Genomic DNA, 26,330 nt, shown 5'->3' with positions numbered 1-26,330 from the left:
CCATGAGCAAGTTTTTTGATGAACTGATGGAAAGCGTTCAGGAAATGGACGAGATCCTGCGTAGCGAGCAGAGAGCGTCCTACAAATCGGAGGTTGGTAAGCAGGCTGAAAAAAGCTCTAAATTTTCAGATGGGCAACGCTCGTGCAAGCATCGAAAATCCCAACCAATCAGCCCATACGATTGCGCTACACTGTGGTTCTGCACCAAGAGGCCCATGCCATGAGCAAATTGACGTTTCAGCAAAAGCAGGCTTATTACGACAAGGTACGTCGGTCTAACTACTTGGCCAGCCTGCGTCTAGAAGGGTTCGATACCAGTCGTAGCGATGCTGAAAGACCACTTCCATCACGGGAATCAGTCATCGAAAAATATCGTCAGAACTCACGCTAATGGTGGACAAGTACGGGGTCGGGCAAGACCCCTACTGCTACTCTGGAAGTGATGTCCTGCGTAACTTGCTCAATATTCGCTGTGAAGAAGAACTGCAGAAAGCAGAGCGAGAGCTATCAGAGATCGCTGTAAGTCGATTTCGTCTTCTTCCCCCTCCCTATGATCTAACCATCTTGCAACATGCCCATAAAACCCTATTTTGCGATGTCTACGACTGGGCTGGGCAACTGCGAACTGTCAACATTCAGAAGGGGAATACCTTTTTCTGCACCGCAGAAAGAATTCTCCCAGAGGCAGAGAAAATATTTCACGCCATGGAGAGTGCTGCATGGTTTGTGGGATTGAGTAAAGAGGAACTCGTCATGGCTATCGCCGAAGCCTATGGCGACTTAAATATCATTCATCCTTTTCGCGAAGGCAATGGTCGCGCCCAGCGCATCCTTTTTGAGCAGATCATCATCAATGCCGGCTTCACTGTTGATTGGTGGCTGGTCAAGGAAGACGCTTGGATTCCAGCAAACGTTGATGCCGTTACATGCGATTATCGTGGACTTGAAGATATCTTCGAGAGCTGTATTGGCGGGCCACTCGTACCCTAAGTGGCATTATTCTGGCCGTGTACCCCTATCCTGCGGGAATAATGGCAGTTGAACTGCTAACCTTTCGCCCACAAAAAAGCCGCCCCTAAAGGCGGCTTTTTCATTCACCACAAACCAATCTTACAACTTCGGACCCGCCGCCTTGATCGCGTCGCTCACTTCGAACTTTTTGAAGTTCTCGATGAACAGACCGGCCAGGGCCTTGGCAGCCTCGTCGTACGCGGCTTTGTCAGCCCAGGTGTTGCGTGGGTTGAGCAGGTTGGTTTCAACACCCGGTACGGCCAGTGGCACGTCGAGGTTGATGGTGTCCAGGTGTTCGGTGGCGGCACCGATCAGCGCGCCGCTCTGGATCGCTGCGATCACGGCGCGGGTGGTCGGGATGTTGAAGCGTTTGCCGACGCCGTAGCCACCGCCGGTCCAGCCGGTGTTGACCAGGTAGACCTTGGAGCCGAAACCGCGGATGCGCTTGATCAGCAGCTCAGCGTATTCGCCAGCCGGACGCGGGAAGAACGGTGCGCCGAAGCAGGTGGAGAAGGTCGACTTGATGCCGCTGCCCGAACCCATTTCAGTCGAGCCCACCAGCGCGGTGTAGCCGGACAGGAAGTGGTAGGCCGCTTGTTCTTCGTTGAGGATCGACACTGGCGGCAGTACGCCGGTCAGGTCGCAGGTCAGGAAGATCACAGCGTTTGGCTCGCCGCCCAGGTTCTTCTCGGAACGCTTGGCAACGTGCTCCAGCGGGTAGGCCGCGCGGCTGTTCTGGGTCAGGCTGACATCGGCGTAGTCGGCGTGCTTGGCGTCGTCGATGACAACGTTTTCCAGGACGGCGCCGTGCTTGATGGCTTTCCAGATGACCGGCTCGTTCTTCTCGGACAGGTCGATGCACTTGGCATAGCAACCGCCTTCGATGTTGAAGACAACGCCTTCGCCCCAGGCGTGTTCGTCGTCACCGATCAGGTAACGGCTTTCGTCGGCCGACAGAGTAGTTTTACCAGTGCCCGACAGACCGAAGAACAGGGTCACGTCGCCTTCTTCACCGATGTTGGCAGCGCAGTGCATTGGCAGCACGTCAGCGGCCGGCAGCAGGAAGTTCTGCACGGAGAACATGGCTTTCTTCATTTCACCGGCGTAACGCATGCCGGCGATCAGCACTTTTTTCTGGGCGAAGTTGATGATCACGCAACCGTCGGAGTTGGTGCCGTCACGCTCAGGCACGCACTCGAAGTTGGCCACGTTCAGCACTTGCCACTCTTCACGACCGGCCGGGTTGTACTGGGCCGGGTTGATGAACAGGCAACGACCGAACAGGTTCTGCCAGGCAGTCTGGGTGGTCATTTTCACGGCCAGGTAGTGATCTTCAGCCGCACCTACATGCACGTGGGAAACAAAGTGCTCTTGCGCGTTGTTGAACGCCTCGACACGAGCCCACAGCGCGTCGAACTTGTCGGCCGGGAACTTGCGGTTGATCGGGCCCCAGGCGATGGCGGCCTGGGTGGAAGGCTCTTCAACGATGAAACGATCGACTGGCGAACGGCCGGTGCGATGACCGGTGCGAACGACCAGAGCGCCGGTATCGGCAAGCTCGCCCTCACCGCGTTGCAGGGCTTCTTTAACCAGATCATCAACACTCAGATCGGTGTACACGGCGTTATTGGCTTGCGTCATGAGGTTCCCCGTCGGCCAGTGGCCGAGTGTGCTCCAAACGTTTTGTAGTAGAAAGTCGTGCACTACTACCGCGAAAAAAGTGGGCCGGATTATGCCAGAAAAGCCCAAAAAGAGTAGGGTCCTCCCGTCGTAACGGCGAAATTCCGTCGTTACGCAGTGAATTTACCTGCGCTGAACCGTTTTAGTGCCGGGTATCTGACGGCGTGTCGACGCCCGCGCCAGCGAACAATTGAGCAATATCGGCCGCATCGAACAGGTACCGCTGGTTGCAGAACTGGCAATCGATCTCGACTTCGCCACCGCGTTCGGCCACCAGTGCCTGCGCATCTTCCAGTCCCAGACTGACCAGCGCATTGCCCGAGCGTTCCCGAGAGCAGCTGCAACGGAAGCGCAGGTTCTGCACATCGAACAGGCGCACTTGCTCTTCGTGGTAGAGGCGATGCAGAACGGTTTCGTTGTCCAGGCTCAGCAATTCATCGGCGGTCAGGGTGCTGGCCAGTGCGGTGATGTGCTGCCAGCTGGCGGCGCGCTCTTCTTCGTCTTTCAGACGGTCGGCCGGCAGTTGCTGCAGCAGCATGCCGCGGGCACGACGGCCGTCGGCGAACAGCTTGAAGCGCGTGCCGACCTGTTGCGACATGACGAAATAATTGGTGAAGCATTCCGACAGTGTTTCACCATCAAGGTCGACGATGCCCTGATAACGCTGGCCGATCGTCGGGTCGACAGTCAGGGTCAGGTCACCGCCCGGCATCAGGTCGGCAAGGGTCGCATCCGCAGCGATCTGCTCGGCGTTGTAACGCGCCAGACCACGGATCTCGCGCTCGCTGGAGCACTCGATCATCAGCAGCGGAATCGGGCCTTCGGAGCGCGCCTGCAGAATCAGCAAGCCATCGAATTTCAGGGTGCCCACCAGCAACGAGGCGGCCGCCATCAGTTCGCCCAGCAACTGCGCGACCGGCTCCGGGTACGGGTGCTTGGCGAGGACTTCGGCGTAGCTGCGCTCCAGCGCCACCAGTTCGCCGCGAGTGTCGCTGTCATCGAAGATGAAGCGTTGGGTGTAATCGGTATCCGGGAGATCGGTCATAGGTCTGGGTATCTGAATGAGATGACAAAATGGTTACAAAACGTGAAAATTTGCGCTTCCTGGCACCCATTTTGGTGCCAAATGTTCTGCCACGGGAGGCATTTTATGAACAATCCGGGTTTGTTCCAATCAAGGTGGAACCTCGGCCGGCTGGTTCTGTGTAACGTAGTGCCATTGGCGCTACTGGCTTTCTGGTTATGGCCTACGGGTCAGATGCTGTGTGTGATTTTCGACGAGTGGCTGTTCCGCTCACTCAATGCACCACTGGCCAGCAACCCCATATGGCTCCACATCTGGGCAATTGCAAGTCTGCGCCCGTTCGACATCGTTGTCGGGCTGATCCTGCTGACGCTGCTGATCAAGGGCGACTGGGTGTTCAAGGCCATTGACGTACGTCGCGCGTTCTTTGGTTTTTTCTCGATTCTGCTGCTGATGGTGGTCATCCGCGCGCTGTTTTCCAAATTCGCCGATTCCATGGACTGGCAGCACAGCAGTCCGTCGATGGTGCTTGAGGGTGCGGTGCACCTCAGTGACTACTTTCCACATCTGGAAAAAGCCTGGGAGCTGAAGGATCGCTCCAGCCAGAGCTTCCCCGGTGACCACGCTTCGGTGCTGCTGATCTGGGCGCTGTTCATGGGCGTGTTCAGTCGCACGGCCGGCCAGTTCCTGACGGTGTGGGGCCTGACGCTGCTGTTCATGCTGCCGCGTCTGGTGGCCGGCGCGCATTGGGGCCAGGACGATTACATCGGCGGCATGCTGCTGGCGGTATGGGCGTTGGGCTGGGGTTACTACACGCCGTTTGCCTATCACGCGGCGAATTTCTGGATGAAGGTAACCGCGCCGATTTTCGCGCTGCTGGGCAAGCTGCCGGTGGTTTCGCGGATGAGTGTGGTGTCCGCTACAAACTGACAGTTATGTGCAATACCTGTGGCGAGGCAGCTTGCTCCCTCGCCACAATGGTGTTCGACGCAAACTAGTTGTCGTTACTGCTACCACGAAATTTAAACAGATCCCGCCGCTGCTTCTTGCTCGGCTTGCCGTCGGTGCTCACGCTCAACGCCCCGGCCTTGCGCATCGCCGCAGCCGCTTCACGCTTGGCAACACTGGCCTCGGTCTCGGTATACAGCGCCTGCGCCTCGGGTGCGCCGCGACGCACGATCGACAAGGCTTCAACCTTCACCGTACGTTCTTCAAAACCGGTGCGAATCTGGAATTCGTCGCCAATGCGTGGCTCTTTGCCAGGCTTGCAGCGCTCCCCTCGGCAATGCACCTTGCCACTCTCGATGGCGGCTTTGGCCAAGGCTCGGGTTTTATAAAAACGCGCCGCCCACAACCATTTATCGAGACGGACCTTGTCGTCCTCTTCGCTTTTTTGTGCCATGGAATTTCCTCATTCTGAAATATTGATGAACTGTACTACCGTTTCTGTCGTGCCATGAATTACGCCGTCCCGGATTACAATGCGCACCACCCGACGCCTGCTGCTGGCGTCGGCGATCCGGGCCGTAGATATCTGTCGCCTTTTAACCATTATTCTGCGTGAATACCGCGAATTCGGCCGTACGCGGCCCGAGCGGTTTCTGCCGGTTGAGTACCTTTGAAGACATTTGACCATTTGACCGTTGTCGGTCTGCGCGAGTGGGTGGCGCTCCCGGATCTGGGAGTCGCCGGCCTGCGGGCGAAAATCGACACCGGCGCCAGCACCTCCAGTCTGCACGCCACCGACATCGAGCCGTTCGAACGCGACGGCGAGAAGTGGGTGCGCTTCACCGCGCACCTGGGCACGGTCGTGCAATTGCGTCACCGGCGCTGCGAAGCACCGCTGGTCACGCGCAAAACCATTAAAAGCTCCAACGGCCAGGCCCAGGTGCGCTACGTGATCAGCACCACCCTGGCCCTTGGTGATCGGGTGTGGGCCGTCGAGTTCACCCTCGCCTGCCGCAAGTCCATGCGCTATCGCCTGTTGCTCGGTTCAAAAGCCTTGATCGACGGCCAGCTGGTGGTCAATCCGGGCATCAAATATGTACAAGACAAGCCGGTGTTCCCGGTATCTACCTCCTCCACAGGTGTTGCATGAAGATCGCTGTGCTGTCGCGGAATCCGCGTCTGTATTCCACCCGTCGTCTGGTCGAAGCCGGCACCGAACGCGGGCATGAAATGGTCGTGATCGACACCTTGCGCGCCTACATGAACATCGCCAGCCACAAGCCGCAGATCCACTACCGCGGCAAACCGCTGGAAGGCTTCGACGCGGTGATCCCGCGGATCGGCGCGTCGGTGACGTTCTATGGCTGCGCGGTGTTGCGCCAGTTTGAAATGATGGGGGTGTTTCCGCTCAACGAATCGGTGGCCATCGCCCGCTCGCGGGACAAATTGCGTTCGTTGCAACTGCTGTCGCGTCGCGGCATCGGCCTGCCGGTAACTGGATTCGCCCATTCGCCGGACGACATTCCCGACCTGATCGACATGGTCAACGGCGCGCCGCTGGTGATCAAGGTGCTGGAAGGCACCCAGGGCATCGGCGTGGTGCTGTGCGAAACAGCGACGGCGGCGGAGTCGGTGATCGAGGCGTTCATGGGCCTGAAGCAGAACATCATGGTCCAGGAATACATCAAGGAGGCCGGCGGCGCGGACATCCGCTGCTTCGTGGTCGGCGACAAGGTGATCGCGGCGATGAAGCGTCAGGCCAAACCGGGTGAGTTCCGCTCCAACCTGCACCGCGGCGGCAGCGCCAGCCTGATCAAGATCACCCCGGAAGAACGCATGACCGCATTGCGTGCGGCCAAGGTCATGGGCCTGGCAGTGGCGGGTGTGGATATCCTGCGTTCCAATCACGGGCCGCTGGTGATGGAAGTGAACTCGTCACCGGGCCTGGAAGGGATCGAGACCACCACCGGCAAGAACGTGGCGGGGATCATCATCGAGCACCTTGAGAAGAATGGCGGGCCGAATATGACCCGTACCAAAGGCAAGGGCTAAAGCCAGCTTCAAGCGGCAAGCCCCAAGCGACAAGTAAAGTCGCTCTTGCTTGCCGCTTGTAGCTTGTAGCTTGTAGCTTGTAGCTTGTAGCTTGTAGCTGCTTCTATACCGCATCCCGAGGAAGCATCAACCCCAACGGCAACCTTACCCGCGCCTCCAGCCCGCCCCCGGACCGGTTGCGCAGCTCGACATTGCCGCCATGCATCGACGCAATCCGCTTCACGATCGCCAACCCCAACCCGGTACCCTTGCCGCCCCGCGCGCGGTCGCCACGGGTGAACGGGTTGAAGATCGCCTCAAGCTCCGACGGATCGATCCCCGCGCCACGGTCCATCACACTCAGCACCACATACGGCGCGCTGGTGTCACCGGACACATAGGCCGCGACCTCGACACCACTGCCAGCATGGTTCAGAGCGTTGCCGATCAGGTTATTGAGCAGACGCTTCATCGACACCCGACGCAGCGGGAACGGCTGGATCGGTTCCAGACGCAGACGTACTTTCTCTTCATTCTGGTTGTACGGCGCTGCCACCTCACGCACCAGATCGCTCAGGTCCACCTCTTCTACCGACTCGTCGCGACCATCACGAATGAACGCGAGGAACTGGTCGAGAATCGCGTCCATGTCTTCGATGTCGCGCACCATGTCGTCAGTCAGGTCATTGCGATCGCCCATCAGCTCCAGTGACAGCCGTAAGCGGGTCAGCGGCGTGCGCAAGTCGTGGGACACCCCCGCCAGCATCAGCTCGCGTTCGCGACCGGCCTGCTCAACGTCTTCGGCCATCTGGTTGAAGGCGCGATACACCTCGGTCATCTCACTCGGTGTGTCACTGATCGGCAGACGAACGCTGCGGCCCTGGCCGAGTTGCCGTGCGGCATACACCAGACGCTTCAATGGTTGGTTGAGCTGACTGACGAAAATCCATGCCGACGCGGTCGACAGCAAACCGATCGCCAGGAACCAGCCAAGCACGTTCCAGATTTTCTGCCCGCGCAACGGATGCGGGTAAAGCGGCACTTTCAGCCAGCCATCACCGAGGCTCGGTGCGCGCACCCACAACGCCGGTGGCGAATGCATGCGCAAACGCACTTCGGTGTCGGCCCCCAGCTCCGCCTGCATCTGGCGCTGATAGATTTCACTGTACGGCCAGTGCTGCTCGCCTTCCGGCACACCGGCGCCGACCACCCGGATCAGGGTTGCAGCATCAGCAATCTTTGCACGGTTTTCCTCATCGGCGGCCCAATAGGCGCGCAGCGTCAGAGCGACGCCGTGGCTGTATTGGCGATCCACCAGCACGTCCTCGTTCATCAACAGATAAACCAGGGTCAGCGCCTTGGAAAACAGCACGACGATGAGCACCAGCCAAAGGGTGCGGGAGAAAAAACTTTGGGGGAACCAGACGGGGGTTTTCATCGCTAACCGTTACACACTTGCAGGAGCGAGCCATGCTCGCATATTGCGGATCGCGAGTCTGTGGACACGGTCAATCGACCACCCTGCAGACCCGCTCCTACAAATCACCGATCACTTGGTGGCGGTGCCATCCGGTACGAACACGTAGCCCACGCCCCAGACAGTCTGGATGTAGCGTGGTTTGGACGGGTCGGGTTCGATCATCCGGCGCAGACGGGAAATCTGCACGTCGATGGAACGCTCCAGGGCATCCCACTCGCGGCCACGGGCCAGGTTCATCAGTTTGTCGCGGGTCAGCGGCTGACGCGCGTTCATCACCAGGGCCTTGAGTACCGCAAACTCACCGGTGGTGAGCATGTGCACTTCGTCGCCACGCTTCAATTCGCGGGTCGCCAGCGACAATACGTAATCACCGAAGGTGACATTTTCGTCTTCGCTGCCCGGCGCACCCGGCACCGGCGCGGCCTGACGACGCAGTACTGCCTTGACCCGAGCCATCAGCTCGTCCGGGTTGAACGGTTTGGCCAGGTAATCGTCGGCGCCCAGTTCCAGGCCCTTGATACGGCTCATCTCATCGCCCTTGGCGGTGAGCATGATGATCGGAATCTGGTTGTTCGCGGCACGCAGACGGCGGCACGCGGTCAGACCGTCTTCGCCCGGCAGCATCAGGTCGAGGACGACCAGGTTGAACACTTCACGCGACAGCAGACGATCCATCTGCTCGGTGTTCGGTACGGTGCGGGCACGGTAGCCCTTGCTGACGAAAAAACGTTCCAGCAGGCTGCTCAGACCCGGATCGTCGTCAACAATAAGAATTTTTTCGCCTTCAGCATTATTTACAGTGCTGCTCATTGGATGCTCCTTTTAGCTCGGCGCGCATTATGGCGTAGCTGCCGTTATACGCACCGTGTGCATTGTTAGCAGATTTTTCCTTCACTGCCAGAAAACCGGGGTTTATGCCTACAGACTGCTACACCCCCGAATGACAGAACGCTGGTTATAATGCGCGGCGTTTTGTGCCAGGCAACGTCTGAATCGTTACCGCAGGTGGCCGCGATTTTTTCCGGGCCTGCGCAGTAATTGTTCGATTTCACGGGTCAATGGGGAGCCTTTTGACCCAGGCAGCGGCAATTTTCTAGCCGCTCAACCAGACTCCGGGCCTTTATTTCCGTGCCTGCGAGCCTGCTTTCACAATATGTCAGGTGGTTTTATGGACAGCATCAACAGCCGCATCGCCGAGGAACTCGGCGTACGCCCGCAACAGGTCGAAGCGGCCGTCGCGCTACTCGATGAAGGCTCTACCGTTCCCTTCATCGCCCGTTACCGGAAAGAAGTCACCGGCAGCCTCGATGACACCCAACTGCGTCATCTGGAAGAGCGTCTGCGCTACCTGCGAGAACTCGACGAACGGCGCATCAGCATCCTCGCCAGCATCGAAGAGCAAGGCAAACTCACCCCAGCCCTTGAGCGCGACATCAAGCTCGCCGACACCAAGACCCGCCTCGAAGACTTGTACCTGCCGTACAAGCAGAAGCGCCGCACCAAGGGCCAGATCGCCCTGGAAGCCGGCCTCGGCGAGCTGGCAGACGGCCTGTTCAACGACCCGAACCTGACCCCGGAAGCCGAAGCCGCACGTTTCGTCGACGCCGAAAAAGGCGTGGCCGATGTGAAGGCTGCGCTCGAAGGCGCCAAGTACATCCTGATGGAGCGCTTCGCCGAAGACGCCAGCCTGCTGGAAAAGCTGCGTAACTTCCTCAAGCAGGAAGCGACCATCAGCGCCCGCGTCATCGCCGGCAAGGAAGAAGAAGGCGCCAAGTTCCGCGACTACTTCGAACACGACGAACCGCTGAAAAGCATGCCGTCGCACCGCGCGCTCGCCATTTTCCGTGGTCGCAACGAAGGCATCCTCAGCTCTGCGCTGAAAGTCGGCGACGAACTGCCGGGCACCATGCACCCGTGCGAGGGCATGATCGGCCAGCAATTCGGCATCCAGAACCAGAACCGCCCGGCCGACAAATGGCTCGGTGAAGTGGTGCGCTGGACGTGGAAGGTCAAGCTCTACACCCACCTGGAAACCGACCTGCTCGGCGAGCTGCGCGACGGCGCCGAAACCGAGGCGATCAACGTTTTCGCCCACAACCTGCACGACCTGCTGTTGGCCGCTCCGGCCGGCCCACGCGCGACCCTGGGCCTCGACCCGGGCCTGCGTACCGGCTGCAAGGTCGCGGTGGTGGATTCCACCGGCAAACTGCTGGATCACGCCACGGTTTACCCGCACGTGCCGCACAACAAGTGGGATCAGACCATCGCGATCCTGGCCGCCCTGTGCGCCAAGCACTCGGTTGACCTGATCGCGATCGGCAACGGCACCGCCAGCCGCGAAACCGACAAACTGGCGATCGAGCTGATCAAAAAATATCCAGCGATGAAGATGACCAAGGTCATGGTGTCCGAGGCGGGCGCATCGGTGTACTCGGCGTCGGAACTGGCGGCCAAGGAATTCCCGGATCTGGACGTGTCGATCCGTGGCGCGGTATCGATTGCCCGCCGCCTGCAGGATCCACTGGCGGAGTTGGTGAAGATCGATCCGAAATCCATTGGCGTCGGCCAGTACCAGCACGACGTGTCGCAGCTGAAACTGGCGCGCGGTCTGGATGCGGTGGTCGAAGACTGTGTGAACGCCGTCGGCGTCGATGTGAACACCGCTTCGGTGGCATTGCTGGCGCGGATCTCCGGCCTCAACGCGACCCTGGCGCAGAACATCGTCGCCCACCGTGACGAACACGGCGCGTTCAAAACCCGTGCGGCGCTGAAGAAAGTCGCGCGTCTGGGTGAAAAAACCTTCGAACAGGCGGCAGGCTTCCTGCGCGTGATGAACGGCGACAACCCGCTGGATTCCTCGGCCGTTCACCCGGAAGCCTATCCGCTGGTGCAGCGCATTGCCGCTGAAACCGACCGCGACATTCGCTCGCTGATCGGCGATGCCGCGTTCCTCAAGCGCCTGGATCCGAAGAAATTCACCGACGAGACCTTCGGTCTGCCAACCGTCACTGACATCCTGCAAGAATTGGAAAAACCGGGCCGCGACCCGCGTCCAGAGTTCAAGACCGCCGAGTTTCAGGAAGGCGTCGAAGACCTCAAAGACCTGCAACTGGGGATGATCCTCGAAGGTGTCGTCACCAACGTGACCGCGTTCGGTGCATTCGTCGACATCGGCGTGCATCAGGACGGTCTGGTGCACATCTCGGCGCTGTCGGAGAAGTTCATCAAGGACCCACGCGAAGCGGTGAAGGCCGGTGACGTGGTGAAAGTGAAGGTCATGGAAGTCGACATCCCGCGCAAACGCGTTGGCCTGTCGATGCGCATGAGCGACACCCCGGGCGAGAAAATCGACGGTGCCCGTGGCTCACGTCCGGGCTCGGCACCGCGCCAGTCTTCGGGCAACGCGCCGCGCAAGGAAACGGCTACCACAGCGCCGGTGAACAACGCCATGGCTTCGCTGTTCGCCAACGCCAAGCAGTTGAAGAAACGTTGATGGAAATTCCGGCCGGGCTCGTCGAGAGCGCGTTTTTCAAGCTGTTGGGCTGCCGCCTGCACAGCCTGGAAACCGGGGTGGCGCAAGTCGCCCTGGTGCTGGAACCCGAACTGCGCAACCGTGGCGGCAAGTTGCACGGTGGCGCGCTGTTCAGTCTGGTCGACATCGCCATGGGGCTGGCCTGTTCCAGCACTCACGGCTTCGATCAGCAGAGCGCGACCATCGAGTGCAAGATCAACTATATCCGCGCCGTCTCCGACGGCGAGGTGCTGTGCACGGCCCGGGTGATCCACCCAGGCCGCCGCACGCTGGTGGTCGAGGCCGACGTGATGCAGGGCGACAAACTGGTCGCAAAAGCGCAAGGCACGTTCGCTGTGTTGTAGCTTGTCGTCATCAATTTGAGTTAATTTCGGCGCAACGAACCTTGTGGGGAGCACCTGTGGCGAGGGGGCTCGCCCCCGTTTGAGTGCTTAGCACTCACAAAAATTTTGGAAACTCAGAGATTTTGGGGTTGCTTCGCAACCCAACGGGGCAAGCCCCCTCGCCACAGAAGCTCCCACAGGGATTGTGCAGTTCTTGACCGACCGGCAAATGGCCTGCCGCTAAAAACCAGGCGAAAACGCCAGTTTCAACTTCACCCTTGTAGACCGTCCTGCCCACCCCCATATTGGGGCGACTGACGCGTGAAGGAATCCAAATTGAGCGAACTTCTCAACCGCCGCCTGGCTCTGCTCGGCGAGCGCGCCAACCTCTCTCTGCTCGAACAGTGCCTCCACGGTATCGAACGTGAATGCCTGCGCGTGACCAGCGAAGGTCGACTGGCGCAAACGCCGCACCCGGAAGCCTTGGGTTCCGCGCTGACCAATGAACAGATCACCACCGACTATTCCGAGTCGCTGCTGGAATTCATCACGCCCGCCCTGCCCGACCCGGCTGACACCCTGGCGAGCCTGGACAAGATTCATCGCTTCGCCTACAGCAAGCTCGGCAACGAGTACCTGTGGAGTCCATCGATGCCGTGCCCGTTGCCGGCCGAGGAAGACATCCCGATCGCCTATTACGGCACCTCCAACATCGGTCAGCTCAAGTACGTCTACCGCAAGGGCCTGGCCCTGCGTTACGGCAAGACCATGCAGTGCATCGCCGGGATTCACTACAACTTTTCCCTGCCGGAAAAGCTCTGGCCACTGCTGCGCGAAGCCGAGGGTTTCGTCGGCACCGACCGTGATTTCCAGTCGTCGTCCTACATCGCGCTGATCCGCAACTTCCGCCGCTACAGCTGGTTGCTGATGTACCTGTTCGGCGCCTCGCCGGCACTGGACGCCGGCTTCCTGCGCGGCCGTTCGCACCAGTTGGAACAGCTGGATCCGGACACCCTGTACCTGCCGTACGCCACCAGCCTGCGCATGAGCGACCTCGGTTACCAGAGCAACGCCCAGGCCGGTCTGACGCCGTGCTACAACGATCTGGCGAGCTACACCGACAGCCTGCGCACAGCCGTGGCCACGCCGTATGCGCCGTACGTTGAAGTCGGCACGCACAAGGATGGCGAATGGGTTCAGTTGAACACCAACATCCTGCAGATCGAAAACGAGTACTACTCCAACATCCGCCCGAAACGCGTGACCTACACCGGCGAGCGGCCGATCCAGGCGCTGATGGCCCGTGGCATCCAGTACGTCGAAGTGCGCTGCCTGGACATCAACCCGTTCTTGCCGATGGGTATCGACGTCACCGAGTCGCGCTTCCTCGACGCGTTCCTGCTGTATTGCGCGCTGAACGACAGTCCGCTGCTGACCAATACCACGTGCGGCAACGCCACTTCGAACTTCCTCAGCGTGGTCAAGGAAGGTCGCCGTCCGGGCCTGCAATTGCAGCGCGACGGTCAGGCGGTCGACCTCAAGGAATGGGCAGGCGAACTGCTGGAAAAAATCGCTCCGCTGGCAGCCCTGCTCGATCAGAGCCATGGCGGCGAGGCGCACAGCAAGGCACTGGACGCACAACTGGCCAAGGTCAGCAACCCGTCCCTGACTCCGTCGGCGCAGGTGCTGGCCGCGATGGCCGAGCACAAGGAAAGCTTCGCGCAATTCTCCCTGCGTCAGAGCCAGGCGCATGCTGAATTCTTCCGCAGTGAGCCGTTGAGCGCCGATGAACAAGCGAAGTTTGAGGCGCTGGCACGTTCGTCGCTGGCACAGCAAGCGGAGCTGGAGCAGAACGAGGTTGGCGATTTCGACGTGTTTGTCGGGTCGTATCAGGCGAGCATTCTGGCGATCAGCAATTAAGCGTTGTCGATAAAAAAGATCGCAGCCTGCGGCAGCTCCTACAGGATCAACATTGATCCCATGCAGGAGCTGCCGCAGGCTGCGATCTTTTGATCCTTTAGATTTTTCCGCTCATAAGCTAAGTCTAAAAAGTTATTTATTTTTAGTTTCTTAGATCATTTAGTCTCCTTTCACGCCGATCGTCGGTCGCCTGATTTGGAGCACTCCCCCATGAAACTGAATTTCCCGCTTCGCCTGCTGGCCGTGGCCTCGCTGGCTGCTGCGAGCTTTCTGGCGCAGGCCGCCGACCTCACCGTCGCTTACCAGACCACCGTTGACCCGGCGAAAGTCGCGCAGGCCGATGGCGCTTACGAGCGAGCCACCAAGGCCGACATCAGCTGGCGCAAGTTCGACAACGGCGCCGACATCATCGCCGCCATCGCCTCCGGTGACGTGCAGATCGGTTACCTCGGTTCCAGCCCGCTGACCGCCGCCATCACCCGCAAGGTCCCGGTGGAAACCTTCCTCATCGCCACACAGATCGGCGCCGCCGAAGCACTGGTCGCTCGCGACGGTTCCGGCATCAAGACCCCGCAGGATCTGGTCGGCAAGAAAATCGCCGTGCCGTTCGTGTCCACCGGTCACTACAGCCTGCTCGCGGCGCTGAAGCACTGGAACATCGATCCGTCGAAAGTCACCGTACTCAACCTTGCCCCGCCAGCGATTATCGCCGCGTGGAAACGCGGTGACATCGATGCCACTTACGTTTGGGACCCGGCCCTCGGTGTCGCCAAGGAAAACGGCAAGGTGTTGATCACCTCCGGCGAACTGGCCAAATTCGGTGCGCCGACGTTCGATGCGTGGATCGTGCGCAAGGACTTCGCCGAGAAGCACCCGGACATCGTCACCGCGTTCGCCAAGGTCACCCTCGACGCCTACGCCGACTACCGCAAGGATCCAAAAGCCTGGCTCGCCGATCAGTCCCACGTCGACAAACTGGTGAAACTCTCCGGCGCCAAGGCCAGCGACATTCCGCTGCTGCTGCAAGGCAACGTCTACCCGCTGGCGGCTGATCAAGTGATCACCCTCGGCACACCAACCACCAAGGCCATCACCGACACCGCCGCGTTCCTCAAGGAGCAAGGCAAGGTCGAAGCCGTACTGCCGGACTACGCGCCGTACGTCAGCGCCAAATACATCACCCACTGATCGGGAGGTAACCGCGATGGCCTTGCTACAGCTGGAGCGCATCAGCGCACAGTATCCCGGCAGCCTGGAACCTGTGCTGGCGGACATTTCCCTGACCCTCGGGCCTCAGCAGTTGCTGGTCGCCCTCGGCCCGTCCGGCAGTGGCAAGACCTCGCTGTTGAACCTGATTGCCGGCTTCGTCGAACCCAGCGCCGGGCGCATCACCCTCGACGGCGAGCCGGTCAAAGGTCCGAGCGCCGAACGTGGCGTGGTGTTCCAGGACGACGCTCTGCTGCCCTGGCAGGACGTGCTGGCCAACGTCGCTTTCGGCCTGGAACTGGCCGGCGTCGCCAAGGACAAGCGCGAAAAAATCGCCCGGGAAATGCTCGCGCTGGTCGATCTCACAGGCTTTGAAAATCGCCGTATCTGGCAGCTCTCCGGCGGCCAGAAACAACGCGTCGGCCTGGCCCGCGCCCTCGCCGCCGACCCGCGCGTGCTGCTGATGGACGAACCCTTCGGCGCCCTCGACGCGTTCACCCGCGAACAGATGCAGGAGCTGTTGCTGCAAGTCTGGCAGCGCACCGCCAAACCGGTGTTCCTGATTACCCACGACATCGAAGAAGCGGTGTTCCTCGCCACTGACCTGATTCTGCTGGCGCCGAATCCGGGGCAGATCGTCGAGCGTCTGCACCTGGATTTCGGTCAGCGGTACGCCGCCGGTGAGTCGGCGCGGGCGATCAAGTCCGACCCGCGGTTTATCGAAACCCGCGAGCACGTGCTGAGCAAAGTGTTCTCGCAACGCAGCGCCGTTCAGCGGCAGGAGCGCGCATGAGCAGTTACGACGTTTCCGCCCCGGCGGTGAAAACCCCATCGGTGGCGATTCCCGTGCGCCGCAGCCTCAGCACGCGCTGGATCAGCCTGCTGACCTTGTTCGTCTTGCTGGTGATCTGGTGGGCAGTGACCGCCAGCGGTTTGATCGAACCGCTGTTCCTGCCACCACCGTCCGCCGTGCTGCAAAAAGGCTGGTTGCTGGCAACCACGGGCTACATGGATTCGACCTTGTGGCAGCACCTGGGCGCGAGCCTGAGCCGCATTGGCCTGGGCCTCGGTTTCGCGATTCTGACCGCTGTGCCGGTGGGCATTGCCATCGGCGCCAACCGTATCGCCCGTGGTGTGCTCGATCCGCTGATCGAGTTCTACCGGCCGATTCCGCCACTGGCATATCTGCCGCTGATCGTGATCTGGTGCGGCATCGGTGAGTTGTCGAAAGTGCTGCTGATCTACCTGGCGATTTTCGCACCGATTGCCATCGCTACCGCGACTGGCGTGCGCACCGTCGACCCGGCCAAACTGCGTGCTGCACAGTCGCTGGGCGCCACTCGCGCCCAGCTGATCCGCCACGTGATTTTGCCCAGCGCCCTGCCGGACATTCTCACCGGCGTGCGCATTGGTCTGGGGGTTGGCTGGTCGACGCTGGTCGCCGCCGAACTGATCGCCGCCACCAGTGGGTTGGGCTTCATGGTGCAGTCGGCCGCGCAGTTCCTGGTTACCGATGTGGTGGTGCTGGGGATTCTGGTCATCGCCCTGATCGCGTTCGCCATGGAAATGGGCCTGCGCGCCCTGCAGCGCAAACTGGTGCCGTGGCACGGCCAGGCACACTGACAAATTTGATGTGGATCCCCTGTAGGAGTGAGCCTGCTCGCGATTGCGGTGTGTCATTCACCACAGCGTTGACTGTCAGCCTGCAATCGCGAGCAGGCTCACTCCTACAAAAGCTTGAACCCCGAATTTGAAGAGAACCACCATGAGCAGCCTGACCATCACCCCCTTAAGCTCAGCCCTCGGCGCACAGATCAGCGGCGTCGACATCAGCCAGCCGTTGAACCTGGAACAGCGCGACGCCATTGAGCAGGCGCTGCTCAAGTACCAAGTGCTGTTCTTCCGCAACCAGCCGATCGAGCCATCACAACAGGCGCGTTTCGCCGCGTACTTCGGCGACCTGCACATTCACCCGATCTACCCGAACGTGCCGGAGCAGCCGGAAGTGCTGATCCTCGACACCGCCGTCACCGACGTGCGCGACAACGCGATCTGGCACACCGACGTGACCTTCCTGCCAACCCCGGCGATGGGCGCGGTACTCAGCGCCAAACTGCTGCCGGAGTTCGGTGGCGACACGTTGTGGGCCAGCGGAATCGCTGCGTATGAAGCGCTGTCGGTGCCGCTGAAAACCTTGCTCGAAGGGCTGACCGCGACTCACGACTTCACCCGCTCGTTTCCGCTGGAGCGCTACGGCAATACGCCAGATGCCCTGGCGCAGTGGGAAGAGGCGCGGCGCAAGAATCCGCCGTTGTCGCACCCGGTGATCCGCACCCATCCGGTGAGTGGCCGCCGTTCGTTGTTCGTCAACGAAGGCTTCACCTCGAAGATCAACGAGCTGTCGGAAACCGAGAGCGAGGCGATTCTGAAGTTTCTGTTCGCTCACACGACGCGCCCCGAATTCACCCTTCGCTGGCGCTGGCAGAAAGACGACATTGCGTTCTGGGACAACCGCGTGACCCAGCATTACGCGGTGGATGATTACCGCCCGGCTCGACGGGTGATGCAGCGGGCTACGGTGTTGGGGGATGTGCCTTACTTTTAAGATCAAAAGATCGCAGCCTGCGGCAGCTCCTACATTGGAACGCGTTCCTCTGTAAGAGCTGCCGCAGGCTGCGATCTTTTGCTTTACTGATTACTCAGCCGTCGAAGGCTTCTCCCAAAGATTGATCCCGCCCTCCTGGGCAAACCGGTCAATCTCCGCCAATTCTTCAGCACTGAAACTCAGGTTGTTCAACGCCCCGACGTTCTCGATGATCTGCTCTGGCCGGCTCGCGCCGATCAGGGCCGAGGTCACCCGCGGATCACGCAGGGTCCACGCCAGCGCCAGTTGCGCCAGGCTCTGGCCACGGCGCTTGGCGATTTCGTTCAACGCGCGCACGTGCGCGATGTTGGCCTCGGACAAGTGCGAAGCCTGCAACGAGCCGCCGCCCGGACGATTGACCCGCGCATCCGCCGGCACGCCGTTGAGGTATTTGTCGGTCAGCAAGCCCTGCGCCAGCGGGGTGAAGGCGATGACGCCGGCACCGAGTTCGTCGGTGGTGTCGAGCAGGTCTTTTTCCACCCAGCGATTGAGCAGGTTGTACGCCGGCTGATGAATCAGCAATGGCACTTTCCACTCTTTGAGCAGCGCGGCGATCTCGCGGGTTTTCACCCCGGAGTACGACGAGATACCGATGTACAACGCCTTGCCCTGTTGCACGGCGGTGGCGAGGGCGCTGGCGGTTTCTTCCAGCGGGGTGTCCGGGTCGAAGCGGTGCGAATAGAAGATATCGACATAGTCCAGGCCCAGACGCTGCAGGCTCTGATCGAGGCTGGCCAGCACGTATTTTCGCGAACCGCCGCCCTGCCCGTAAGGACCAGGCCACATGTCCCAACCGGCCTTGCTCGAGATGATCAGCTCATCGCGGTACTGCTTGAAATCTTCACGCAACAGGCGACCGAAATTGATCTCGGCGCTGCCGTACGGCGGGCCGTAGTTGTTGGCGAGGTCGAAGTGGTTGATCCCCAGATCGAACGCGGTGCGCAGCAACGCGCGCTGGGTGTCGATCGGCGTGCTGTCACCGAAGTTGTGCCACAGGCCCAGCGACAGCGCCGGCAGCACCAGACCGCTGCGGCCAACGCGGCGGTAAGGAATGGAGTCGTAGCGGTTTTCGGCAGCGGTATAAGTCATCGAATCCTCTCTTGTTTGATTGACAGCAAATTGAGGGTGAATCCCAACCTGTGGCGAGGGAGCTCGCTCCCGCTCGGTTGCGCAGCAAGCGCAAATCCATCCATCGTGAATTGCCTGAATGAATGCGGCTGCAGGTTTTTGGGGCGGCTTCGCAGCCCAGCGGGAGCAAGCTCCCTCGCCACAAAAAGTGATCTACACAAATCTGTTTTGGGGTCGGGCCAGGCCCAGGTTCTGGCGCAAGGTCCGCCCCTCATACTCGGTTCTGAACAGCCCACGCCGCTGCAGTTCCGGAACCACGCCATGGGCAAAGTCTTCCAGCCCGCCCGGCAGGTGCGGCACCAACACGTTGAAACCATCCGCCGCGCCCTGTTCGAACCACTCCTGCAAGCGGTCAGCGATCTGCACCGGGGTGCCGATCAGGCTGTAATGCCCGCGTCCGCCGGCAATCTTGCGCCCGAGTTCGGCGAGCGTCAGGTGCTCCCGCCCTGCCAGTTCAGTGAGCAATTTCTGCCGGCTCTGCTGCCCGCTGTCGGTCAGCGACAACGCCGGTAACGGCCCGTCCAGCGGGTACTTCGACAGGTCGAAGTTGCCCAGCATACGCCCAAGCAAGGCGACGCCAACCTCCGGTTCGACCCATTGCTGAAACGTTTCACATTTTTCCTGTGCTTCGGCTTCCGTTTGCCCGACGACGACAAAAACCCCCGGCATGATTTTCAGCGAATCGGCACTGCGGCCGTACTTGGCCAGACGCCCCTTGAGATCGGCGTAAAACGCCTGTGCGCCGGCCAGCGAGGTCTGCGCGGTGAACACCACCTCAGCGGTTTGCGCTGCCAGTTCACGCCCGGTTTCAGAAGAGCCGGCCTGCACGATCACCGGTTGCCCCTGCGGTGAACGGGCGACGTTCAGCGGGCCTTTCACCCGAAAGTGCTCGCCGACGTGATCCAGCACATGCAGCTTCGACGGGTCGTAATACGTGCCGCTGGCCTTGTCGCGAAGAAACGCATCGTCTTCCCAACTGTCCCACAGCCCGGTGACCACCTGATGAAACTCGCGGGCGCGGCTGTAGCGTTCGGCGTGACCGATGTGCTCGTCGCGACCGAAATTCAGCGCTTCGGCGGCATTGTCCGAGGTCACCAGATTCCACCCCGCGCGCCCGTCGGACAGGTGATCGAGTGAAGCGAATTTACGCGCCACATGGTACGGCTCGTTGTAGCTGGTGGTGGCCGTAGCGATCAGACCGATGTGCTCGGTGACCGCGCTGAGGGCCGAGAGCAGGGTCAGCGGTTCGAAGTGATCGGAGCGCGCCATGCGGCTGGCGATGTCCTGGGTCGGCGCGGCAACGCTGTCGGCGACGAACAGCGTGTCGAATTTTGCCGCCTCGGCAATCTGCGCCAGACGCTTGTAGTGGGCGAAATCCAGGCCGGCATTGGCCGGCACCTGAGGGTGACGCCACGCGGCGACGTGGTGCCCGGTGGCCATGAGAAACGCGCCGAGTTTCAACTGTCTGCTCATCTCAGAAGTCCTTGCGCAGTTGCACGCCGAAGTAGCGTTCGTCATCCCGTGGCACGGCACGGTAGATGTAGCTGCCGCCGCTGGCGAGCAGGGGCGAATAGGACTTGTCGGCGAGGTTCTTGCCCAGCAGCGCCACGCGCCAGCCGTTGGTGTAATCGGCGAGCGCGACGCTGGCGTTCCAGATGCCGTAGGCGCCTTGTTTGGTGTCGGCGTTCTGGCTGATGTCGTACTGCACTTCGCTCTGCCAGTTGTAGTCGGTGCCCAGTTCGATATCCAGACCGTTTTCCAGCGCAATGCTGTAGTCGGCGCGCACGTAGCTTTTCCAGTCCGGGCTGAACGGCAGCGGCTTGCCATTGACGTTGCACGACGCCGCCGCACCCGCCGGGCAGCTGAATTGATCGATGCGTGCACGGGTGTAAGCCAGTGCCCCGGAGAGCTTGAGTTGCTGGGTCGCTTGCAAGGCGTAATCGAGTTCGACGCCTTCGGTGCTGACGCTGCCGGCGTTGATCAGGCGCGTCACTACTTGCCCGGCAACGGTGTCGAAAAAGTTCGCCTGATAGTTGTCGTAGTCGCTGTGGAACACCGCAAGATTGGTGGTCAGCCGGTTGTTCCAGCTCGTGGCCTTGACCCCTGCCTCCCAGGTGTTGGAGGTTTCCGGTTTCAGCGCCTCGGTGTCACGCGGCTGCATGTTGAAGAACACGTTGTAGGCCGGGCCTTTGTAGCCGCGCGAATAGGTCAGGTACGTGGTGACGGCATCACTGAGGTCGTACTGCACGCCGAGACGACCGGACCAGCCGTCCTCGTCCACCGAACCGGAACTGCGGGTCGCCGGTTGAATGCCGCTGACCGTGGTCGCCGACGTCGAGACGCGGCGGTGATCGTATTCCAGCTCATCGTGGGTGTAGCGCAGGCCGGCGATGCCACGGAAGGCGGAAGTGAAGTTCAGCGTGGTTTCGCCGAACGCGGCGTAGCTGTCACTGGTGGTGCTGTAATCGGCGACGCCTCGGTCGGTGCGCGTGGTGGTGGTCAAGGTGCGTTGATACGTCTCGTCGTCCTTGCCGTGCATGTAGAACAGGCCGCCAACGTACTCGATAAATTCGCCTTTCGGCGAGGCCAGACGCAGCTCCTGCGAGTACTGGTCGAAGGCCAGATCGCCCTTGTCGGCAGTGCCGGGGAACGCTGCCGTCACGGTGCCGAGACGGTCGCCGTCCTGATACTGCGTGTTGTCCCAGCCGCGCCACGCGGTAATCGACGTCAGGGTGTAATCGCCCAGTTGCCAGTCGAGCTGGCCGGACAGGCCTTTGTTGGTGTCCTCGACATGGCTGCGGGTGTCGGTGTTGATGTCGCGGTTATGGCTGCTGGCGTAGACCGGGCTCAGCGCGTTGGCGAATGCCGGGGTCAGCGACTTGCTGACGACGCCGTTGGGGCCGTCGTCATGGGACTGCATGTAGTCGGCGATCAAGGTGAAGGTGACGTCGTCATTTGGGGTGAATTCGAGTTTGCCGCGCACGCCGCGATGGTTGTAGCCGTTGACCTCCTGCCCGTTGTGCTGGTTATCGACGTTGCCGTCGTAAGTGCCGAACAAAGTGCTGATCGAGCCCTTGAGTGTGTCCGGAATCAGGCTGCCGCCGATGCCGAAGCGGGTGCGGCTTTCGTTGCCGCTGTAGTACGACTGGTCGATGTAGCCGTGGGTCTCGTTGGTCGGCGCCTTGCTGGTGATGTTGAGCACACCGGCCGAGGCGTTTTTGCCGAACAGCGTGCCTTGCGGGCCGCGCAGGACTTCGACGCGCTCCAGATCCAGCAGATCGAGGGTCGATTGACCGGGACGCGCATAGACCACGCCGTCGATCACCGTGGCCACCGTTGGCTCGACGCCTGGAGAGGTAGAAATCGTGCCGACGCCACGCACGAACAACGAGGTGTCCTTGTTCGACGCGCCGGTGCGGAAATTCAGCGACGGCACTTGCTGGACGATGCTCGACACGCCGTTGCGGTTGTCGCGCTCCAGCTGTTCACCCTCGATCACCGAGACCGCCACCGGGACCTTTTGCAGCGACTCCTCGCGGCGGGTGGCGGTGACTGTCACCGACTTGAGAGTCGGCTCCTGATCGCTGCTGTCAGCGGCCAGCGCATCGGCCAGCGGCAACGCCGCCAGCCCGGCAAAAATCCAGCCAGCGGCGCGAATCGATTGCGCCAGAGTGTGTGTCGCCCCAGGAAAGTTGTGCATGTTTGCCCGCTCGAAATTGGCCCTGAACCGCTGCCGTTCTGCGACGACAGCGCCTGAATCGGTGTCTTGGGCATTCGCTCGAGCGAGTAGCAGACAGCGCGCTTTGTTAGCGCTACCATCGCCAGTATTGGCAAGCTGCATATAGAGCGTCCAATACTGAAAAATTACTTTTATATGCGTTTTGGTTTTTAGGAAGGATCGAGACTTGAGCCAGGAAAAGCCCCGCAAACGCCGTGGCGCCGGACGCGTGACCCTGAATGCGGTGGCGCGCCAGGCCGGTGTATCGGCAATCACCGTGTCACGTTATTTCAATCAACCGGAGTCGGTCTCGCCCGAGCGTCGCGAGCGAATTGCGGCAGTGGTCGCCGAGTTGGGTTACGTGCCGAACCTGGTGGCTGGCGGGCTGGCTTCATCGCGGGGCAAAATCGTTGGCATGGTGATCCCGAACATCTCCGGGCCGATCTTTGCCAATACCATTCAGGGCTTCAGTGACACGCTCAGCCGCCACGGTTATCAACTGCTGTTGGCGTCGAGTTACTTCAGCACCGAACAGGAAGAAAACGCCGTGCGGGCGTTTCTCGGCTGGTCGCCGGCAGCGTTGGTGCTGACCAGTCACTTCCACAGTTCGGGTACGGAAAAGATGATCGCCGAGGCAGATATTCCCGTGATCGAAACCTGGGATTACCAGCCGGATCGCGAACCGATGCAGATCGGCTTTTCGCATTACGAGGTCGGCGCGACCGCTGCGCGTTATCTGCATGATAAAGGCTATCGACGCATTGCCTTCGTCCAGAATAGCGCCCCCGGCGACCTCAGTGCACTGGAACGCCGCGACGGTTACGCCGCCACCGTGCGTGAGTTCGGACTTGAACCCTGGGTGTTCGCCCCCGACGCCGACCGCGCGCCGTTCGAGGCCGGCAAGCAAGCGATGGAGGCGCTGATGAACGCCTCTCCCCGCCCCGAGGCGATCATCTTCGCCAACGACAACCTCGCCGCCGGCGGCCTGCTCGCCGGGCAACGCGCCGGCCTGAAGATCCCCGAAGACTGCGCCGTCCTCGGCTTCGGCGATTACCCTTTCGCCGAGATGCTGTTGCCGAGCCTGAGCACGATCAAACCGCCGGCACTGGAGATAGGCGTGCTGGCGGCAACGCGAGTATTGGAAAGCCTTGGGGTATTACCGAGCGATGAGGTGCAGCGGCTGAATTTACTGCAGTGCCAAGTCATCGAACGCGAGAGCACCTGACGAAGATGACGGGGGCTGGATTGGCTATGCTCTAGTTAACACCGAGGTGGCCCTATCGCGAGCAGGCTCACTCCTACAAGGAATGCGGTTGGCCACAGGATTTGTGCGCAACCGCGTTCACTGTAGGAGTGAGCCTGCTCGCGATAGAGGTCTATCAGGCGATATCCATCTACTAGGCAGAACTCGCCATGCACACCGCCATCATCATCTTCTTCGGCCTGGTCCTGCTCGCCCTGATGCTGTACATCGGCGAGCGTATCGGCTTCAGTCGGCAGACCCTGGCCTACAGCTTCGCCGCGCTGTGGCTGGCGTTGACGGTGATCAATGGCGCGGTGGGCGTGGTGCATGCCGGGCAGCCGCTGGGGTCGGAAATCGCGGTGGGCAGTGCGGTGTTCGGAGTGCCGATGGCGGCGCTGGTGTTGTTCATGGTGCTGAGCGCCGAGTCGTAAAACGTCCCGACGCCCAGCGGCCGATCAACGCACCAGATGCAGGAACTGCATGTGGCGTTCGTACTGGTCGAGGATGTCGTTGATGATCTGTTCCTTGGTGTAACCCACCAGATCGTAGTCCTGACTGCCCTCGCTCAAGTGCACCTCAGCGCGGTAGTAGCGGCGGTTGTTGAGTTGCTTGGAACCCATACCACCGCGCGCAAACGACGGCGTGAAGTAGCCGCGCATCTGCACCTGGTAGATGAACGGATGTAACTCGCCATGGCCGATTTCCAGGCTGACGTTGTCATGCGCCGGATCCGGTTGGGTGACCACATTCAGGCCTTTTTCAACAAACACTGCCGTCACTTCTTCGATCGCCGGACGCACCGTGGTGTCCATGAAGCGGTACACCTCGTCGCGCGACGGGAAGTGCACGGCCTGGCTCAGGCGCTGACGCCAGCCACCCTTGCCGCGGCGTGAGCCGGACACCGGGGCCAGCGAATGCAGTTGCGCGATCTGTTTCTGCGACTCCAGATAGAACGCCTTGTGCAGCCCCCACATCATCAGCAACAAAATCAAAGAGAACGGCAGCGAGGTCAGCACCACCGCCGACTTAAGCGCATCGATGCTGCCGGAGAACAGCAGCGCACTGGTGATCAGCGCGGTCATCGCGCCCCAGAACACCCGCAGCCACTTCGGCCCGTCTTCGTCCGGGCTGCCACCCTTGGCCGACAGGGTCGAGAGCACCACGGTGCCGGAGTCGGCCGAGGTGACGAAGAACACGAAGCTGATGAACACCGTCACAGCGATGACGGTCTTGCTCCATGGGTAGGTTTCCAGCAGCAGGTAAAGGCTCATCGACGGATTGTCGAGGGCCGACATGCCCAGTGCCGACATGCCGTGGTTGAGCACCTGATCGATGGCGCTGTTGCCGAAGATCGACATCCACGCCAAGGTGAAACCCAGCGGAATCAGCAACACACCGAAGACGAACTCACGGATGGTCCGGCCACGGGAAATCCGTGCGATGAACAGGCCCACGAACGGCGACCATGCGATCCACCAGGCCCAGTAGAACACCGTCCAGCCACCGAGCCAGTCGCTTGGCTTGTCGTAGGCATAGAGGTCGAAACTCTTCATCGGCAAGGCGCCGAGGTAGTCGCCAAGGTTCTGGATCAGGGTGTTGAGCAGATGCTGGGTAGGACCGGCGAACAACACGAACAGCAGCAACGCACAGGCCAGCAGCATGTTGATGTCGGACATCACCCGCACGCCTTTATCGACGCCGGAGACGGCGACAATGATCGCCGCACCCATCATCAGCGTGATCAGGCCGACCTGAATCCACTGGGTGTGGGCGATGCCGAACAGATAGTCGAGACCGGAGTTGAGGTGCAGCACACCGAAGCCCATATCGGCGCCCAGACCGAACACCGTGGCGATGATGCCGAAGCCGTCCACCGCATAACCGATGGGGCCGTTGATGCGCTTGCCGATCAGCGGGTAGAGCGCCGAACGCAGCGCCAGCGGCAGGTTATGCCGGTAGGCGAAGTACGCCAGGGCCATACCGACGAAGGCGAACACGCCCCAGCCGTGCAGGCCCCAGTGCAGAAACAGGATCTGCATTGCCTGGCGCGCCGCATCGGCAGTACCGGCCTCGCCTTGCGGCGGTTGGGCCAAATGCGTCAGCGGCTCGGACACGCAGAAGAAAAACAGGGTGATGCTGATCCCGGCGGCAAACAGCATGCCGGCCCAGGACAGGTAACTGAATTCGGGTTCGTCGTGGTCGGCACCGAGTTTAATCTTGCCGTAGCCCGATAACGCGGTGACCACCACGAAGACCAGATACAGCGTCATCGCGAGCATGTAGTACCAGCCGACCGTATTGGCCGCCCAGTTTTGTGCCGCCAGCAACCAGGCTCCAGCCTGCTCCGGCATGGCGATGACAACGAGACCAAACAGCAGAATGACCGTCGCGGCGAAGTAGAACACCGGCGGATTCATGCGTACCAGACCGCTGGCGGGGGTG

24 protein-coding genes are annotated in these 26,330 nt (G+C 60.8%); 15 read left to right on the top strand and 9 right to left on the bottom strand.

What is annotated here, in order from left to right; translation table 11 throughout:
- Positions 1–2: 2 nt before the first annotated feature.
- The 3 genes from KKQ10_RS28385 to KKQ10_RS11640 are packed head-to-tail and all read left to right on the top strand — an operon-like array spanning position 3 to position 990.
- A complete protein-coding gene (locus tag KKQ10_RS28385; RefSeq protein ID WP_252191579.1) occupies positions 3–224 on the top strand; it encodes a hypothetical protein in 222 nt (73 codons plus the stop codon).
- Positions 221–391, top strand: coding sequence for a YhfG family protein (locus KKQ10_RS11645; protein ID WP_127648522.1), 171 nt, complete (start codon positions 221–223; stop codon positions 389–391). The genes KKQ10_RS28385 and KKQ10_RS11645 overlap by 4 nt, the downstream gene beginning before the upstream one ends.
- Positions 391–990 (top strand): putative adenosine monophosphate-protein transferase Fic, encoded by a 600-nt coding sequence (locus KKQ10_RS11640; protein ID WP_215501184.1) that lies wholly within the window; start codon positions 391–393, stop codon positions 988–990. Before KKQ10_RS11645 ends, KKQ10_RS11640 begins: the two co-directional genes overlap by 1 nt.
- 120 nt (positions 991–1,110) lie before the next feature.
- Here the strand turns inward: KKQ10_RS11640 and KKQ10_RS11635 are convergent, their stop codons facing one another.
- A complete protein-coding gene (locus KKQ10_RS11635; RefSeq protein ID WP_215501183.1) occupies positions 1,111–2,652 on the bottom strand; it encodes a phosphoenolpyruvate carboxykinase in 1,542 nt (513 codons plus the stop codon).
- A gap of 181 nt (positions 2,653–2,833) precedes the next feature.
- Complete coding sequence (hslO, locus tag KKQ10_RS11630) at positions 2,834–3,736, bottom strand: Hsp33 family molecular chaperone HslO (protein ID WP_127648519.1); 903 nt, start codon at positions 3,734–3,736, stop codon at positions 2,834–2,836.
- A gap of 105 nt (positions 3,737–3,841) precedes the next feature.
- Here hslO and KKQ10_RS11625 point away from each other — a divergent pair, with 105 nt between their 5' ends.
- Complete coding sequence (locus KKQ10_RS11625) at positions 3,842–4,645, top strand: phosphatase PAP2 family protein (protein ID WP_215501182.1); 804 nt, start codon at positions 3,842–3,844, stop codon at positions 4,643–4,645.
- A 64-nt stretch (positions 4,646–4,709) separates the two neighbouring features.
- Here KKQ10_RS11625 and KKQ10_RS11620 read toward each other — a convergent pair whose 3' ends face one another.
- Positions 4,710–5,117 carry an RNA-binding S4 domain-containing protein gene (locus KKQ10_RS11620; protein WP_215501181.1) on the bottom strand — a complete coding sequence of 136 codons (408 nt, stop codon included), beginning with the start codon at positions 5,115–5,117 and terminating at the stop codon, positions 4,710–4,712.
- Positions 5,118–5,333: 216 nt separating this feature from the next.
- On the opposite strand from KKQ10_RS11620, the gene rimB reads away from it, so the two are divergent.
- Together rimB and rimK are read left to right on the top strand one after the other, a co-directional pair.
- Positions 5,334–5,813, top strand: coding sequence for a retropepsin-like aspartic endopeptidase RimB (gene rimB / locus KKQ10_RS11615; protein WP_003220644.1), 480 nt, complete (start codon positions 5,334–5,336; stop codon positions 5,811–5,813).
- Entirely contained in the window at positions 5,810–6,715 is a 906-nt protein-coding gene (gene rimK / locus KKQ10_RS11610) for a 30S ribosomal protein S6--L-glutamate ligase (RefSeq protein WP_007949201.1), read from the top strand. The genes rimB and rimK overlap by 4 nt, the downstream gene beginning before the upstream one ends.
- A 103-nt stretch (positions 6,716–6,818) precedes the next feature.
- Here the strand turns inward: rimK and KKQ10_RS11605 are convergent, their stop codons facing one another.
- Together KKQ10_RS11605 and ompR are read right to left on the bottom strand one after the other, a co-directional pair.
- A complete protein-coding gene (locus KKQ10_RS11605; protein ID WP_003220639.1) occupies positions 6,819–8,132 on the bottom strand; it encodes an ATP-binding protein in 1,314 nt (437 codons plus the stop codon).
- Positions 8,133–8,243: 111 nt separating this feature from the next.
- The gene (gene ompR, locus KKQ10_RS11600) at positions 8,244–8,984 is read right to left on the bottom strand and encodes an osmolarity response regulator transcription factor OmpR (RefSeq protein ID WP_064585484.1); all 741 of its coding nucleotides are present in this window, start codon (positions 8,982–8,984) and stop codon (positions 8,244–8,246) included.
- A 358-nt stretch (positions 8,985–9,342) separates the two neighbouring features.
- On the opposite strand from ompR, the gene KKQ10_RS11595 reads away from it, so the two are divergent.
- The 7 genes from KKQ10_RS11595 to tauD all read left to right on the top strand — a co-directional run bounded on the left by KKQ10_RS11595 (position 9,343) and on the right by tauD (position 17,760).
- Positions 9,343–11,667 (top strand): Tex family protein, encoded by a 2,325-nt coding sequence (locus tag KKQ10_RS11595; protein ID WP_215501180.1) that lies wholly within the window; start codon positions 9,343–9,345, stop codon positions 11,665–11,667.
- On the top strand, positions 11,667–12,050 hold the full coding sequence (locus KKQ10_RS11590; RefSeq protein WP_007917925.1) for a PaaI family thioesterase: 384 nt from the start codon (positions 11,667–11,669) through the stop codon (positions 12,048–12,050). The genes KKQ10_RS11595 and KKQ10_RS11590 overlap by 1 nt, the downstream gene beginning before the upstream one ends.
- Positions 12,051–12,365: 315 nt before the next feature.
- The gene (gshA, locus tag KKQ10_RS11585) at positions 12,366–13,949 is read left to right on the top strand and encodes a glutamate--cysteine ligase (protein WP_215501179.1); all 1,584 of its coding nucleotides are present in this window, start codon (positions 12,366–12,368) and stop codon (positions 13,947–13,949) included.
- Between the two features lie 210 nt (positions 13,950–14,159).
- Positions 14,160–15,137 (top strand): taurine ABC transporter substrate-binding protein, encoded by a 978-nt coding sequence (gene tauA / locus KKQ10_RS11580; RefSeq protein ID WP_215501178.1) that lies wholly within the window; start codon positions 14,160–14,162, stop codon positions 15,135–15,137.
- Between the two features lie 16 nt (positions 15,138–15,153).
- A complete protein-coding gene (gene tauB / locus KKQ10_RS11575) occupies positions 15,154–15,948 on the top strand; it encodes a taurine ABC transporter ATP-binding subunit (RefSeq protein ID WP_215501177.1) in 795 nt (264 codons plus the stop codon).
- Entirely contained in the window at positions 15,945–16,778 is an 834-nt protein-coding gene (gene tauC / locus KKQ10_RS11570; protein WP_215501176.1) for a taurine ABC transporter permease TauC, read from the top strand. Before tauB ends, tauC begins: the two co-directional genes overlap by 4 nt.
- A 142-nt stretch (positions 16,779–16,920) precedes the next feature.
- Complete coding sequence (gene tauD, locus KKQ10_RS11565) at positions 16,921–17,760, top strand: taurine dioxygenase (protein ID WP_215501175.1); 840 nt, start codon at positions 16,921–16,923, stop codon at positions 17,758–17,760.
- A 90-nt stretch (positions 17,761–17,850) separates the two neighbouring features.
- Here tauD and mgrA read toward each other — a convergent pair whose 3' ends face one another.
- The 3 genes from mgrA to KKQ10_RS11550 all read right to left on the bottom strand — a co-directional run bounded on the left by mgrA (position 17,851) and on the right by KKQ10_RS11550 (position 22,627).
- Positions 17,851–18,888 (bottom strand): L-glyceraldehyde 3-phosphate reductase, encoded by a 1,038-nt coding sequence (mgrA, locus tag KKQ10_RS11560; RefSeq protein WP_215501174.1) that lies wholly within the window; start codon positions 18,886–18,888, stop codon positions 17,851–17,853.
- Positions 18,889–19,080: 192 nt separating this feature from the next.
- Complete coding sequence (locus tag KKQ10_RS11555; RefSeq protein WP_215501173.1) at positions 19,081–20,400, bottom strand: LLM class flavin-dependent oxidoreductase; 1,320 nt, start codon at positions 20,398–20,400, stop codon at positions 19,081–19,083.
- A gap of 1 nt (position 20,401) precedes the next feature.
- The gene (locus KKQ10_RS11550) at positions 20,402–22,627 is read right to left on the bottom strand and encodes a TonB-dependent receptor (protein ID WP_215501172.1); all 2,226 of its coding nucleotides are present in this window, start codon (positions 22,625–22,627) and stop codon (positions 20,402–20,404) included.
- Between the two features lie 205 nt (positions 22,628–22,832).
- Between KKQ10_RS11550 and KKQ10_RS11545 the strand changes: the two genes are divergently transcribed.
- A complete protein-coding gene (locus KKQ10_RS11545; RefSeq protein WP_215501171.1) occupies positions 22,833–23,870 on the top strand; it encodes a LacI family DNA-binding transcriptional regulator in 1,038 nt (345 codons plus the stop codon).
- Between the two features lie 188 nt (positions 23,871–24,058).
- Positions 24,059–24,319: a hypothetical protein gene (locus tag KKQ10_RS11540; RefSeq protein WP_127648506.1), complete on the top strand. Its 261-nt coding sequence runs from the start codon at positions 24,059–24,061 to the stop codon at positions 24,317–24,319.
- Positions 24,320–24,343: 24 nt separating this feature from the next.
- Here the strand turns inward: KKQ10_RS11540 and betT are convergent, their stop codons facing one another.
- Positions 24,344–26,305, bottom strand: coding sequence for a choline transporter BetT (gene betT / locus KKQ10_RS11535; protein WP_164747836.1), 1,962 nt, complete (start codon positions 26,303–26,305; stop codon positions 24,344–24,346).
- Between the last annotated feature and the right edge of the window lie 25 nt (positions 26,306–26,330).

It is taken from the genome of Pseudomonas sp. MG-9, from assembly GCF_018729515.1.
GTDB lineage: Bacteria > Pseudomonadota > Gammaproteobacteria > Pseudomonadales > Pseudomonadaceae > Aquipseudomonas > Aquipseudomonas serboccidentalis.
The sequence above is the reverse complement of the archived record's forward strand: the minus strand, read 5'-3'. Positions and strand labels throughout refer to the sequence as shown.